Here is a 15,457-nt window from a genome sequence, read left to right as displayed (position 1 = left end):
CAATGACAGTCCCGAAAAAAAACAGATGGAAAAATTTTAAAGCTGTCTGTTTCGGAATTTTCCTTGGGCTTCTGCTATGTGAAATAATTCTTCGCATTTATAATCCATTTCCGTTTGCCTTAAAAAGAGGCAAGCTTGTTTTACCTTCTAATATAAAAACCGAGTACAACAATAAATGGATAAGCAAACTCGATCAGGTAATCTATTTTTCAAAAAATTCATTGGGTTTCCGCGGGGCTGAACCGAATGGTGATATTGATAAGATCAATTCGATAATAGTTGTGGGTGGCAGCACCACTGAATGTCGCTTTATATCTGACAGCCTTACATGGCCTGCACAACTGGGGGCAGAGCTTAGTGATTCTATTCCCAATTTATGGCTCAACAATGCAGGGTTGGATGGACATTCTACATTTGGTCACTTGCTGCTTACAAAAGATTACCTGGTAAAACTGAAACCGCGGTTTGTTATTTTTCTGACAGGTATCAATGATGTAGAAACAGAACGGCCCGAGTTATTTGACCTGATGAATGAGAACAAGATCAATTTCCGTTCCTTCAAAAGTTTTATAAAATCAGTGGCCAATAAAACAGAAACAGGTTCTACCATTATGAATTTTCTCGCTATCAAAAAAGCCTGGAAAAAAGGATTGATCCATAAGGAAGTCAACTTTACAAAGTTGGGCGATACTGTTCTTACACAAACTTATATTGATTCAATGCTAAAAAAACAAGATGTTTTTCTAGCAGGATATAAAGCAAGGATTGATTCGCTGATCAAACTCTGCAGGCAAAATAATATGGAGCCCATCTGGATCACACAACCTTCACTGTACGGTGACTATACCGATCCTGATACGAAGCTGAACATGAAAAACAAACGAGTTCCCGGTAGTTCGCCTATTACTAACTATGAGCTGGCTGAAAAGATTCTTGAAAAATATAATGATGTAGTACGTTCATTTGGGACTGAAATAAAAGTGGTTGACCTCGCAAAGCAAATGCCCAAGCAAACAAGTTTGTATTATGATAATATTCATTTTACCAATAAAGGTGCTGAGACGGTTGGAAAAATCATTGCTGTTGAATTGAGCAGTTACCTGAAAAATAAATTTAACGAGTGAATATCCTCGGCATATCTGCATACTATCATGATGCCGCAGCTGCTTTGATCCGCGATGGAAAGATCGTTGCTGCAGTACAGGAAGAACGTTTCACCCGAAAAAAACATGACGCTTCTTTTCCTTTTCATTCTATAAAGTTTTGTTTACAACATGCAGGTCTGCATTTGCAGGATCTGGACGCAATTGTTTTTTATGACAAGCCGATGCTGAAATTTGAACGTCTGCTGGAAACTTATTACGCTTATGCTCCGAAAGGCTTCCTCTCTTTTTTCAAGGCGATGCCGGTATGGATGAAAGAGAAGATCTTTTTGAAGAAACTGATAAGGAATGAATTGAAAAAAAATGATCCCGCTTTTACACAAAAAATAAAAATTCAGTTCCCTGAACATCACCTGAGCCATGCAGCCAGTGCATTTTATCCTTCGCCTTTTAAGGATGCAGCAATTGTAACGATAGATGGTGTAGGCGAATGGGCTACCACTACCATTTGCAAAGGCAACGGAAATAAAATTGAAATATTAAAACAATTAAACTTCCCTCACTCAGTTGGCTTGCTTTATTCTGCGTTCACTTATTATTTAGGATTTAAAGTAAACAGTGGCGAATATAAATTGATGGGTCTTGCTCCTTATGGAAATGCTGAAAGCAATGAAACTGTAGCTTTCATTTCAACAATAAAAAATAAGCTGGTAACAATTTATGATGATGGTTCAATTTTACTCAACCTGGATTATTTCAATTACCCGGTTGGCTTAACAATGGTGAAGGATGAAGTATTTGAAAAATTATTTGGCTTATCAAAAAGAAAACCGGCAGATGAATTAAATGAACATCATTGCAATCTTGCACTAGCCATACAAATTGTAACCGAAGAAATTGTTTTGAAAATGGCGGCACATGCAAAACAACTCACGGGTTCAGAAAACTTATGTCTTGCTGGTGGAGTTGCATTGAACTGTGTTGCCAATGGTAAAATTGAAAACAGTGGCCTGTTCAAAAACATTTTCATACAACCAGCTGCTGGTGATGCCGGCGGAGCTATCGGTGCCGCATTGGCATCCTATTATATCTATTTCGAAAAAGAAAGAGAAAATATAAATAATACTGGAATTGAATCTTATTCTCTCGGACCATCTTATTCAACCGGTGAAATTGAATTGATGTGTAAAAAATTCAATGCTGTATATGAAGATTTTGAATTATTTGAGGATCTGTGTACAGCTACAGCCACTCAATTAAAAGATGGGAAAGTCGTGGGTTGGTTCCAGGGAAGAACTGAATTCGGACCAAGGGCACTTGGAAGCAGAAGCATATTAGCAGATGCAAGGAATAAAGACATGCAACTACAACTCAATCTCAAAATAAAATTCCGAGAAAGCTTCCGGCCATTTGCCCCCGCCGTGCTGGCAGAATATGCATCTGATTATTTTGAATTGAAATCCGTTTCTCCATACATGCTTCTTGTTCAACCACTAAAAAAAGAATTCAGAAATGATCTGCCGGAAAATTATCAGTCATTGGGGTTAAAAGAAAAACTCAACACACTAAGAAGCCAGTTCCCGGCTATCACCCATGTTGATTTTTCAGCGAGAGTTCAAACAGTACATAAAGAAACCGATCCGCAATTCCATCAGTTGATCTCTGCTTTTAAGGGGTTGACCGGCTGCCCGATGCTTGTGAATACAAGTTTTAATGTGAAAGGCGAACCGATTGTGAATACACCTGAAGAGGCTTACCTGTGTTTTATGAATACTGGAATGGATCTACTTGTAATAAATAATTATATTTTTTATAAAGAAAAGCAGCCTGAGCTTTCTGATAAGTTGAAACAAAGAGAATTTGAAGATGATTAAAAACACAACCATTAAGCCTGTTCATTGTATTTTTGCAGTGAATCTGCAGACAATGGAATTTTTAAAAGACTTTTTTTTATTTCTGAAAGAACGGAAAAAATGGTGGCTGACTCCCGTCATCATTATTCTAGTACTACTCGGTGTTTTACTGATTGTTGGCGGTTCATCGGCACTGGCTCCGTTTATTTATTCATTATTTTAAATGAAATTGAAAAAAGAAACCATATCCCTGATCGTAATAGTAGCCGGTTTCTTAATTCTTTCCTTTTTGCTAAAAAATTACTGGCCTGTAGCTATCGTAACGGGCATTTGTCTGCCTGCGTTTTTCATACCCTCCTGGGCTGTTTTGATTCACCGGGCATGGATGGGGCTGGCGAAAATATTGGGCTGGATCAATAGCCGTATCATTCTATTCATTGTATTCTTTTTCATTCTCACCCCCATTGCATTTTTTGCCAGAATGAGCGGAAAACTGAGTTTTAAAAAACGAAATAAAAACAACGAAACATTATTTATTAACAGAGGCCACTTATATGTAAAAACTGACCTCGAAAACCCGTGGTAACCCTATTTTTGCACACCATGAATCAGACTTTGAAGCACAACGAATCGATCCCCTCCAATAAAAAGAAAATAATAGTTTTAGGAAGCGGCCCTAACCGGATCGGCCAGGGCATTGAGTTCGACTACTGCTGCGTACACGGTTTATTAGCAATTAAAGAATGTGGTTATGAAGCCATCATGATCAATTGCAACCCGGAAACAGTGAGTACCGATTTTGATATGGCTGATAAACTCTATTTCGAACCGGTTTACTGGGAACACCTCTGGGAAATAATTGAACTCGAACAACCTTATGGTGTCATTGTTCAGCTGGGCGGTCAAACGGCTTTGAAACTCGCCGAACGTTTACATAAAAAAGGAATCAAAATAATCGGTACATCTTACGATAGCCTAGACATTGCAGAAGACCGTGGCCGTTTCAGTGATATGCTGAAAGAACTTGACATCCCTTATCCTGATTACGGAACAGCTGAAACAGTTGATGAAGCAGTAGCTGTTGCAAATAAAGTTGGTTATCCTGTTCTGGTTCGTCCTTCCTATGTTTTGGGTGGGCAAAGAATGCGGATCGTAATCAATGATGATGAAGTGGAAAAAGCTGTAGTGAGTTTATTAAAACATTTACCCGGCAACAAGATCCTGGTTGATCACTTTCTTGATCGTTGCCAGGAAGCAGAAATAGATGGCATTTTTGACGGCACTGATTTTCATGTGATGGGTGTGATGGAACATATCGAACCGGCCGGTATTCATAGTGGTGATAGCAACGCTGTACTGCCAGCTTTTAATCTTACGCCATTGATCGTTCACACCATGGAAGAATATGCAGAAAAAATTGCAAGGGAATTAAAGATCCAGGGTTTGATCAATATCCAGTTTGCTATTAAAAATGATAAAGTGTTTGTGATAGAAGCCAACCCTAGGGCCAGCCGTACAACACCGTTTATTGCAAAAGCATACCAAATACCTTACCTGAATGTAGCCACCAAAATAATGATCGGCACACACAAACTGAAAGATTTTAAGTTTGAGAAAAAATTAAAAGGATTCGCAATCAAAGAACCTGTTTTCTCCTTCAATAAATTTCCCGGAGTAAATAAAGAACTAGGACCAGAAATGAAATCAACAGGTGAAGCAATACGTTTTATAAAAGACCTGCGAGATCCTTACTTCAGACAGTTGTATAAGGATAGGAGTATGTATTTGAGTAAGTAGAACTGGGATTAACAATATAAAAATGATTATAAGCAAAGGGCTGCGTATGCAGCTCTTTTTATTTTATATCTCTTTACTATCACTTTGTAATTTTTATTTTGTCTACTTCTTTACCATTTATATCAACCTGCCGCAGTGTTAATGTTTTCCCCGATACATCCACAATAGTAAATGTGTGAACCCTTGATTCAAACTTCACTGTGAATTTCTGCCAGCTATCTTTATCTGTTGATTGTTCAGGATTGTATAAGCTCTGGCCACCGGCCCCCGTAACTATATAAATAACACCTTTGGGTTTTGTTTTTCCTTTGCCGTTAAAATCTTTATCTAATGTCCATTGACCATTTACTATTCTCCCTGTTTTAGTATTGCTGGCGCCAGCTACAAGCTGGCTACCCATATTATCCGGTTTAAATGTCATTGGGTAACTGCGTTGGTAATTATGTACATGCCCTGCAAATACGATATCAACATTACCTTTTTCAAAAATGGGCGCCAGCAAACGCATTTGCTGCTGCTCATAATGTGCACGGGAAGAATTAAAACCCGGATGATGCAGCAATACAAAACGCCATGTAGCATTTTGGGCAACTGCCAGATCTTTGATCACCCAGTCTTTCAGCAACGAATCATTCCATTCAACATAAGGATTTGAATCAAGTACCGTCCAGTGTGCATTGCCATAGTCAAAAGAAAAATTAGACATTCGCGGATATTTTTCACCCGCCCCATCGAGAAATGCTTTGCGATTTGCATCCGATGCTTTTAATGTTGGTACCAAAGCACCGCCTTCTTTTCCATCGGGACCGTTCAAGGGCTGTTCCCAGAAATGATAATAGGCCAATGACGCAGGATACTGATCCAGATCCCTTGACAATAGATCATGATTTCCTGGTGCAGCAACAAAAGGTATTGAACGTAATAATGGCACGTTGAATGAATCTATTTGATCAGCATTATATACCGGCCAGTATTTTGTTTTATATTCTGAGATCATTCCACGGTTATACACAATATCACCGGCAACAGCTACGAGATCAGGATTTGAATTATAGATCCCATTTGCAATTCGGCCGGATTGCTTAGTACCTGTAGCCATATCACCCAAAATAGCAACCCGGTAAGATTGCTCCGGCGTTTTCAAAGCTTTTGCTTCTGCGGTGAAAACGATCTTACCATTTTTTGAAACACGATATTGAAATGTACCACCCGGGTTCAGCGATGTAAATGATGTGCTGTAAATCAAAAAAGGGTCAATACCTGCCACAGCAATTTTTGATGTAGTTGGGTTTTCTGATTTTATCCAGTCGTTGCTGGTACTATTTTTATATTCTGCAATCCATACATCGTTTGATACCGTTGAATGCCATAGCAGTTGCATTGATTGTGGTGATGGCTTTTTGCCGATTTGTAAATAGGGCTTTACCAGGAAGTCTGTTTGTTGTGCATTCAGGCTTGTAAACAAAAATAATAAGATCGGGGTCAATAAATATTTCATTTAAAACAATTATCTGGTGAGGGCCAAAGATGCTGAAATTATTTGTTAGTATTGATTGTCAGAATTGATCCGGGTCACCTGGCTCTGATCATAATTCCACAACCGGTGGTAATTGTAGCAGGTTCTTTTTTAGATTTGGCAAATAAAAGGCGGTTGCGACAAAGTTTAGATGAAATTTGGCGGAATTTGCTACTTTGTATAATAAATCCCTTCACCAATTCAACCCAGAACAAAGATTGGGTTGTCGAACTATGAAATATGATAAAATTTTTTAAAGCAGCTCTATTATTATGTGTAGTGAGTTGTATTTCTTTTGAGGCTGCTGCGCAGCAAAGCTATTGGTCGCAATATAATGATGCCACTACATTAGTTCCTGACAAAGCGGTAAAAAGAAAATCTTTTCCCGGCACCTATAAATTATTTGGCTTAAACATAATTGCATTCCGTCAACAGTTGTTTTCCATTGTTGGTGATCAGGCACAGCATTCCACCATCATTACTATACCAAATGTACAAGGAGAGATGGAACAGTTTGAAGTGTATGAAGCATCCAACTTTGAACAGGAACTGCAAACAAGGTTTCCTGATATAAGAGCCTTCTCCGGTAAAGGAATTACAGACAAACAAGCAACGCTTAAGTTAAGTATTTCACCTCAGGGTGTACAGTCCATGATTTTCAGAACAGGAACAGAAAATGAATTTGTCGAACCTTATTCCCAAGATCATTCGTTTTATGCTGTGTTTAACTCAGTAAGAAAAAAAGGTGAATTACCATGGACATGCAGCACACAAGATCAGCGACTATTATCTGGTATTAGTACATCCATTCAATCTTCTAATATCATTTTAAGTTCGGCAGGCGAGTTAAAAACAATGCGGCTTGCACAATCTGTTACGGCCGAATACTCTAACTATTTTGGCGCTACCAGCGCTGCACAGGTTGCATTGGTATTGGCCGCTGTAAACGCCACCCTAACAAGAAGTAATGGTGTATATGAAAAAGATCTGGCTCTTCACCTGAACTTAATCGCAAACACAACAAATGTTTTTTATTATAACCCAGCCACTGACCCCTATTCTGACCCTGCTACAGGTTCAGGTGGTGCATGGAACGGAGAAGTTCAAAACACATTGACATCAGTTATTGGTGAAGCGAATTATGACATCGGGCATTTGTTTGGCGACTCCGGTGGTGGTGGTAATGCAGGTTGTATTGGCTGTGTTTGTGTGAATGGCCAAAAAGGAAGTGGCTTTACTTCTCCTTCAGATGGCATTCCGCAAGGAGATAATTTTGATATAGATTATGTCGTGCATGAAATAGGCCACCAGTTAGGGGCCAATCATACTTTTTCATATGCAATCGAAGGCACCGGTGTAAATAAAGAAGTTGGTTCCGGCATTACCATTATGGGCTATGCCGGTATTACCGATCAGGATGTAGCGCCGCATTCTATTGCTTATTATCACCAGGCCTCTATTGCACAAATACAAGCCAATCTTGCAACCAAGACCTGCCCTGTTACAGTAAACATTTCTGCCACCAATGCAACACCTGTTGTAAATGCAGGAAGCGATTATACCATTCCCATCAGCACACCATTTGCATTAACGGGTTCTGCAACAGATGCCAATCCAAGTGATGTGCTTACCTATAGTTGGGAACAAAACGACAATGCCAACGGCACACAAACAGGCAATGCCAGTGTGGCAAGCGCCACAAAAGCCACAGGCCCAAACTGGATTTCTTTTTCACCTACCACCTCACCGACCAGATTGTTTCCTAAACTTTCTACCATACTTGCCGGGCAGTTAATATCAGGCCCATTACCTGGTGGCGATGCAATTGCAAACACAGAAGCATTAAGTTCTGTTTCAAGAACGTTGAATTTTAGACTAACCGCAAGAGATAATGCTCCTTTTAATTCCACTGTTCCGCAATCAGTAGGTCAATCACAATTTGATGATATCGTAGTAACCGTTACCAATACCTCGGGGCCTTTTCAAATTACATCACCTAATACAAGTGTAATATGGACCGGCGGTTCAGCACAAACCATTACCTGGGATGTGGCCAATACAACAGCCGCACCCGTGAGTTGTGCGAATGTAAAAATTTCTCTTTCTACAGATGGCGGAAATACTTTCACAACACTACTTGCCAGCACACCTAATGATGGAACACAATCTGTAACCTTGCCCGCATTGCCAACCACCTTCAGCACTTGCCGAATTAAAGTTGAATCGGTTGGCAATATCTTTTTTGATATTAATAATACCAACTTTACTATAACGGCACCGGATATTCAGTTTGAATTTTCTGGCGACACACAAAAAGAAATTACAAATACAACTGCAGGATGCAGAAACTATAAAGATTACATCGTAAATATGAAAACAAACCAGCCCCTGGCTGGTAGTGGCACCGCGGTTATTACTATCAATCCATCTGTTTCTTCTACTGCAATTCTCGGCACAGACTATGATTTTACTACCAATGGAAACTTTGCAACACCAGGCAATACATTATCCTTTACTGTTGGCGGCTCAACTATATTACCCCTTACACTTCGCATATATGATGATGCATCGGTAGAAACAACTGAATTTTTGACTCTGACTTATTCATTAGCAGCAGGTAGCACCAATGCAGTTACTGGTACCGAAAATCAAACCTATACATTTACAATAACCGATAATGACATTGCGCCACACGTCGCTGTAACACCATTGGCAACAATTGGCTCGGGCAATACAACTTTCATGCATCCTTTCAGAGGAGAGTTCAACGATGCCAGAACTCAAATACTGCTTACCTCTTCTGAACTGATGGCAGCCGGTTTTTATGACGGTACTATTTCCAACTTTACTGAAATGGCATTGAATGTTGTTTCTAAAAACAGTACGATCCCATACAATGGGCTTACTATAAAGATGAAAAACACTACTACCACTTCATTAGATGGTGGTGCATTTGAAACGGGTACCACCACGGTGTTTGGCCCGGTAAGCTATTCCACCATTGCTGGTATAAATAATTTTGTGCTTACCACACCCTTTGCATGGGATAGCACAAAGAACTTATTAATTGAAATATGTTATAACAATGGAAACGGCGGTGGTGGCAATTCGGAAGCCGACTCAGTGGCAACTACAATTACAAGTGTTCTAAACATGCACTACGACAGAACAGCAACATCTAGTGCTGCAGGATGTACATTACCAACAGCAAACTTTATTTCTTCTTTCAGGCCAAATGTTAGATTGAAACAACAACCCGTTGCTGAAACACCTGTGGAAACAGTGCTTAACTCTACAAAAACTATATACCTCGGCCCTTTTGCCGATGTATACTTTTATTCATCAGCTGATAATGAATTAATGACCCGTATACAAAACCTTACTTCGTTTGATTATGGCTGTACGCAAGTAACTGTTGACCGGGCGGGTAATACATCTGCACAGTTTTGGAACAATGATGCATCAAATTATCTTCTTTCAAAATCAATTAAAGTAGTACCAACCAATAATACCACTGCTGGTAATTATCAGATCACTCTTTATTATACTGGTGCCGAAGTGAGCGGATGGCAGGTTCCAACAGGGCGACTATTTGCAAACAACCAAATCATAAAAGTTTCAAACGGATTTAATATTCCCGATGTAACACCTTCCAATGTGCATCTTGATGATGTAACAATTGCCGGAGCCACTGCCGGTACGACTGGCACAACCCGTTCTATAAAAAGTGAATTTAAGAATACAGGCTTTTCTGGTTTCGGAGCAGGTTATCCCTGTAGCCCATTATCAGGTGAAGTATTTTGGACAGGTGCAGTAAATACCGATTGGTTCAATACCGGCAACTGGGCTTGTGGAGTGCTTCCCGGACCGACAACTGATGTACGTATCAGTAACGGGCTGGTAAATTATCCAGTGATAACCGGTAACCCAACAATCAAAAGCCTTACTTTAAATACAGGTGCATCCTGTATTGTAAACCCCGGTTTTACATTAACACTAACCGGGCTATAATTTTTTATATGAACAAAGAAGTCTTATCCATCATTAAAAATTTTGAAACAACACTAAGTGGTCAACCCTGGTTTGGACGTGCCGTGTATGAGTTGATGGATGAAGTTGATGGATCAAAAGCATCTGTCAAACCTAACAACACTGAACATTCTTTGATCGAACTGATCTGGCATATGAATACATGGGCTGAATTTGCTTTAGCCAATCTTGAAAACAGAAATCAAAATGAATTAAAAGAAATAGAAGCCAATGATTGGCGGGAGCTTATTAAACAAAAACATACCTGGAAAAAAGGGTTGGCACAATTCAGATCCATTCATAAAAAAATCATAGCCAATCTCAATAAAAGAGATGATGACTTTTTAAGTGATATAGTTCCTAACCGTCGGTACAATTTCCGTTTTATGCTTAACGGATTAATACAGCATAATATTTATCATGCAGGGCAAGTGGCGTACCTGAAGAAGATATTGAGCTAAACCGTCAAACGTGAAAGGTGAAACGTGAGATAGCTTTTTCACTTTTGACATTTCACGTTTCATTCATCAATCATCTTCCTCTTCTTCTTTTTTTACTTTCAAAAACGCCGAACGTCTTGGTCCGGGAAAAGGGACACTTTCACCTTTCACAGCATACCAGATCACTTCGCTGAATTCTAAATCTGGTGCACTATCCTCTTTTGTAAAATCAAATGTTTCACTTTTCTGCTGCCATTTGTTTACTACTGAATTGAGTTCTTTCAAATTAATATTAGATGAAACAGAAACAAAGGGAGAAAGATCGGGTCTTGAAGTAAAGCAACGCCACATCGGTTCTGCTGCTGCATCGTATTGTGTCATTGGTGGTATGCCGAGAATCAACTCCATCGTACGCAGCATAGACGAAGTGGAATACATTGTATGATCAATAAATTTTCTTTTTACAAAACCTCCAGCTACATAAGCCGTAGTGCGGTGTGCATCCACATGATCGGGACCATTTTGTGCATCATCTTCTACTATAAAGATTGCTGTCTCTTTCCAAATAGAGCTTTTGCTTAAATATTCAACAAACATTCCTACAGCCAGGTCATTATCGGCAACATGAGCAAAAGGTGTTGGCTTATTTTTTCTTAAGCCTTCTGTATGATCATTGATCAACCGTAATGAGTTGAATTGTGGTACTGCATTTTTTGCCAACAATGAATCAAACTCTCTTTTCCATTGAAGGAAACGGGTAGTATCTTTTACATCCTGGTCCCAACTTGTATAGTAAGGACAAAAATGTCCCTCCAGCACAGGAATATTCGCCTTGTAATCATCAGCAAATTCGCCGTAGGTTCTGTATGTTACTCCTGCTTTTTTACAATGATCCCAGATAAACCCACCTTTATTATTTGCAACTTTTCTTGTTCCTTCTGCATTATAACTTCCGCCACGTCCACCATAGCTTGTGGGCCAGTTCTTTTCTAAAAAATCTGTTGCGTATGCACCGAGGCTCCAGTTATGTCCATCCGCACTTACTTCTCCATCTACATAAAAATTGTCCAGCAAGACAAACTCTCCGGCCAACTTATGTTGGTTCGGTGTAATGTGTTTACCAAATAATACCAGGCTTGTATCACCATTGCCACCGGGCATATCACCCAGCACCTGGTCGTAACTGCGGTTTTCTTTTACGACATAAAATACATATTTGATCGGCGACTTATCTCCTACTTTCATAGGTATCGGATTACCTGCTTCTCCTTTTGCAGTTTTCTCTTTGTCTTTATTATAGGGCGTATTGCGATAAACCACTCCGGAGTATTGAGCCAATTGTTGTTCATTCGGTTCGTTAAAAATGCTCATTGTCCCTTTGAACAAACCACCGATATAATCAATACGGTTTCGGTGCGCATCATAAATTGCCTGCTGGTGACTTACTTCATCTTTTTTATCGATTGGGTTTGGTCCTTTTGCATTCGGCTTTGACGAAAAGCCTTTCCCATTTGTAACAAATATTTTTTTACCGATCAGTTTTACATTCGTAGGGTACCAGCCTACTGGAATAAAACCTTCACTATGGCTAAAGCCGGGTTTAGCAACATCAAAAACCGCCAGACAATTATTATCTGCATTCGCAACGTATAATGTTTTTTCATCTGCACTTAATGCAAGCCCGTTTGAAGTAGAGCCTGGAGGTGCATCAGGAAACAAAGCCGCATTTAATGTTTCAATTACTTTTTGTTCTGTGGTATTGATAACAGAAACTGAATTATCATTTGCATTTGCAACAAAAAGAATTTTTCCGTTTTTTGAAAGACATAATTCATTGGGATTATCGCCGACCGGGATTTTAGTAATTATATTTTCAGTCTTTGTATCTACCACAATCAGTTTATCACAGCCCCAGCAACTGATATAAATTTTGGTTTTGTCGGGAGAAAGCAGGCAACCGTATGCTTCGCCGCCTAACGTTATTTTCTTTGTAGTTTTTTTTGAAGGAATATCAATGATGTAAAGTGAATTGTCTTCTTTTGTTACTACATACATTTTTTCCTTTGCATCATTAATTTCAATTCCGGCCGGAGCAATTTTATTCGGCCATTTATCTCCCAGTTTAATGCTATCTTTTAAAACCAGTTTCTTACCAGCAGTTGCATACTTCAATATCCAGTTATCGTGCCCGCCGGAAGCATATAGGAATTTTCCATCGGCAGTAAATTTTAAACCATACCAGGCTTTTTTAATTTCAACTGTTGACAATACTTTATCATTAACAGCATCGATGAGTTGCAATGAATGTTTACTCTGCCCGTTGTTAGTTACTGCAATTATTTTTTTGTTTGGCGAAATAGCCATATTCAATGGCAGATCACCCAACGGAAGACTTTTACCAACCGGTGTAAGGCTCCAACCATTGGGAAGACCAATACGTTTTGATTCAAGCTGCTGAACAGTTTGTGAAAAAATGTTGCTGGCAATTAAAAAAAGAAGGATAAAAAGAAGTTTTCTCATAAAATTTTTCTTGTGCGAAAGGTACGAATCTAAAAAGAATACCCGCAAAGTGGTATTGTTATAAAATAATGACATCATTACCTTTTGTAGATGTCTGCCCCCGTCATTCATATTTGGAAAAATGCACCATTTATAAGATTTCTCATTCCGCTGATGACAGGTATCGTTCTGCAATGGCATTTACAAATTCAGTTAATTGTTTTATGGATCGTATGCGGAATTAGTTTAACAATCCTGACCAGTTTCTTTCTTCTTCCGTTTTTCCAACGTTATAAACTTTCAGCAATAAGCGGGTTGGCTATAACAGTTTTATTTATTTCAGTTGGCGGATTGCTTGCATGGTATAAAGATATCCGGCATGATGAAAACTGGTTTGGCCGCTATTACAGCAACCGGGTTGCACTGGTTCTCACGTTACAGGAAAACCCGGTTGAAAAAACCAAATCCTATAAAGCCAATGCATCAGTTGATTTTATTCTGAATGATGACACCAGTATTAAAACAAGCGGTTCACTCATTATTTATTTTAAAAAAGATAGTGCAGCAAATAAACTTAACTATGGTTCCCAATTCATTTTAAAAAAATCATTACAGGAGATCAAAAACGCTGGTAATCCGGGTGGCTTTGATTATAAACGCTATTCCTTATTCCAGGGGATCACACACCAGGCTTATTTAAAAGAAAATGATTTTGTTCTACTGCCGGGTGAAAACAAAACCCGTTTTAAGGAATTCATTTTTTCCACCCGTGAAAAAATATTGAATATACTGCGAGCAAATATTAAAGGTGAAAAAGAGCTGGGCTTAGCTGAAGCATTGTTGATCGGTTATAAAGATGACCTCGATAAAACATTGGTACAATCTTATTCCAATACCGGTGTGGTACATGTGATCGCTATTTCAGGATTACATCTCGGCTTGATCTATTGGTTGTTACTGAAATTATTCTGGCCCTTGCAGAAAAGAAGAAACACTAGGTGGTTAAGACCAGTTTTGATCATAGCAGGACTTTGGCTTTTCAGTTTGCTCGCAGGTATGCAACCATCCGTAATACGTTCAGCAGTTATGTTTACCTGTATTGTATTGGGAGAAACATGGACGAGAAAATCTTCCATCTACAATACACTGGCTTTTTCTGCATTCCTGTTGCTCTTTATTAATCCTTACTGGCTTTGGGATGTTGGCTTTCAGCTTTCTTATATCGCCGTCTTAAGTATCGTTATTTTCATGAAACCTATCTACAATTGGTTTTATGTAAAAAATAAAGCATTGGATTTTATCTGGAAACTGAATGCAGTAACACTGGCAGCACAAATACTTACTGTGCCTGTAAGCATTTATCATTTTCACCAGTTTCCTCTCTCTTTTATATTTACCAATTTTGTTGCGGTGCCATTATCAAGTTTGATCCTACTTGGTGAAATACTTTTATGTGTAGTCTCGTTCATTCCAACTGTCGCATTGTTTGTTGGTAAAATTCTTTATTGGATGCTCTGGGCTATGAATACCTATGTAGAGAGAATTGAGTTGTTGCCATATTCTTTATGGGATGGTTTGCAGATCTCTATTCCGCAGGCTGCTTTACTGCTAGCAGCAGCTTCAGGTCTTGGTTTTTGGTTAATGGAAAAATCCAAAACAGGATTGAAGTATGGGCTTATCGCTTTAATTTGCTTTGTTGTATTACGGTCAACTTCATTTATACAGGCCAATAATCGTGAACAGATCATCGTATATAATGTTCCTCAAAAACAAGCCATTGATTTTATTGATGGCAGAAAATATTTATTTGTTGGCGATTCAGATCTGCTGACAGATGATTTTGTCAGGAATTTTCATATCAAACCTTCAAGAGTGTTGAATCGTATTGAGACAGCAGCCGATTTAGAAAATTTCAGTGAACAGGGCAATACATTAATTTATAAGGACAAGAAAATTCTGCGAATAAACAAAACAACCGGTTTCATTTCTTCGGAAAATAAAATCCCGGTTGATCTTTTACTTATTTCTGGTAATCCTAAACTCTATTTTACTAAACTTATTAAAACATTTACTATTAAACAGGTGGTGTTTGATGGCTCCTGCCCTGCCTGGAAAATAAACTACTGGAAAAAAGATTGTGATTCCCTGCATATTTCCTTTCATGATGTAAGTGAAAAAGGGGCTTTTGTGATGAACCTATGATAGCTTACATTTGCGCCT

At 38.8% G+C, this 15,457-nt stretch carries 10 protein-coding genes; 8 read left to right on the top strand and 2 right to left on the bottom strand.

The features are described from left to right. Positions 1-2: 2 nt before the first annotated feature. From E6H07_07300 to E6H07_07280, 5 genes are read left to right on the top strand one after another with little or no spacing between them, the layout of a single operon-like run. Positions 3-1,124: a hypothetical protein gene (locus E6H07_07300; protein TMI65707.1), complete on the top strand. Its 1,122-nt coding sequence runs from the start codon at positions 3-5 to the stop codon at positions 1,122-1,124. Next, complete coding sequence (locus tag E6H07_07295; protein TMI65706.1) at positions 1,121-2,977, top strand: hypothetical protein; 1,857 nt, start codon at positions 1,121-1,123, stop codon at positions 2,975-2,977. The genes E6H07_07300 and E6H07_07295 overlap by 4 nt, the downstream gene beginning before the upstream one ends. Then, entirely contained in the window at positions 2,964-3,179 is a 216-nt protein-coding gene (locus E6H07_07290; GenBank protein ID TMI65705.1) for a hypothetical protein, read from the top strand. The genes E6H07_07295 and E6H07_07290 overlap by 14 nt, the downstream gene beginning before the upstream one ends. Continuing rightward, positions 3,180-3,542 (top strand): hypothetical protein, encoded by a 363-nt coding sequence (locus tag E6H07_07285; GenBank protein TMI65704.1) that lies wholly within the window; start codon positions 3,180-3,182, stop codon positions 3,540-3,542. Positions 3,543-3,559: 17 nt separating this feature from the next. Beyond that, positions 3,560-4,753: an ATP-grasp domain-containing protein gene (locus E6H07_07280; GenBank protein TMI65703.1), complete on the top strand. Its 1,194-nt coding sequence runs from the start codon at positions 3,560-3,562 to the stop codon at positions 4,751-4,753. 79 nt (positions 4,754-4,832) lie between these two features. Here the strand turns inward: E6H07_07280 and E6H07_07275 are convergent, their stop codons facing one another. After that, entirely contained in the window at positions 4,833-6,251 is a 1,419-nt protein-coding gene (locus E6H07_07275; GenBank protein TMI65702.1) for a metallophosphoesterase, read from the bottom strand. A gap of 258 nt (positions 6,252-6,509) precedes the next feature. On the opposite strand from E6H07_07275, the gene E6H07_07270 reads away from it, so the two are divergent. Together E6H07_07270 and E6H07_07265 are read left to right on the top strand one after the other, a co-directional pair. Next, positions 6,510-10,280, top strand: a complete 3,771-nt coding sequence (locus E6H07_07270) for a secretion protein (GenBank protein ID TMI65701.1) — start codon at positions 6,510-6,512, stop codon at positions 10,278-10,280. A gap of 8 nt (positions 10,281-10,288) precedes the next feature. Continuing rightward, on the top strand, positions 10,289-10,759 hold the full coding sequence (locus E6H07_07265; protein ID TMI65700.1) for a DinB family protein: 471 nt from the start codon (positions 10,289-10,291) through the stop codon (positions 10,757-10,759). Positions 10,760-10,825: 66 nt separating this feature from the next. Here E6H07_07265 and E6H07_07260 read toward each other — a convergent pair whose 3' ends face one another. Further along, entirely contained in the window at positions 10,826-13,258 is a 2,433-nt protein-coding gene (locus tag E6H07_07260) for a bifunctional YncE family protein/alkaline phosphatase family protein (GenBank protein TMI65699.1), read from the bottom strand. Positions 13,259-13,348: 90 nt separating this feature from the next. Here E6H07_07260 and E6H07_07255 point away from each other — a divergent pair, with 90 nt between their 5' ends. After that, complete coding sequence (locus E6H07_07255) at positions 13,349-15,439, top strand: ComEC family competence protein (GenBank protein TMI65698.1); 2,091 nt, start codon at positions 13,349-13,351, stop codon at positions 15,437-15,439. Positions 15,440-15,457: the final 18 nt, after the last annotated feature.

The organism is Bacteroidota bacterium (genome assembly GCA_005882315.1).
Lineage (GTDB): Bacteria > Bacteroidota > Bacteroidia > Chitinophagales > Chitinophagaceae > VBAR01.
The sequence above is the reverse complement of the archived record's forward strand: the minus strand, read 5'-3'. Positions and strand labels throughout refer to the sequence as shown.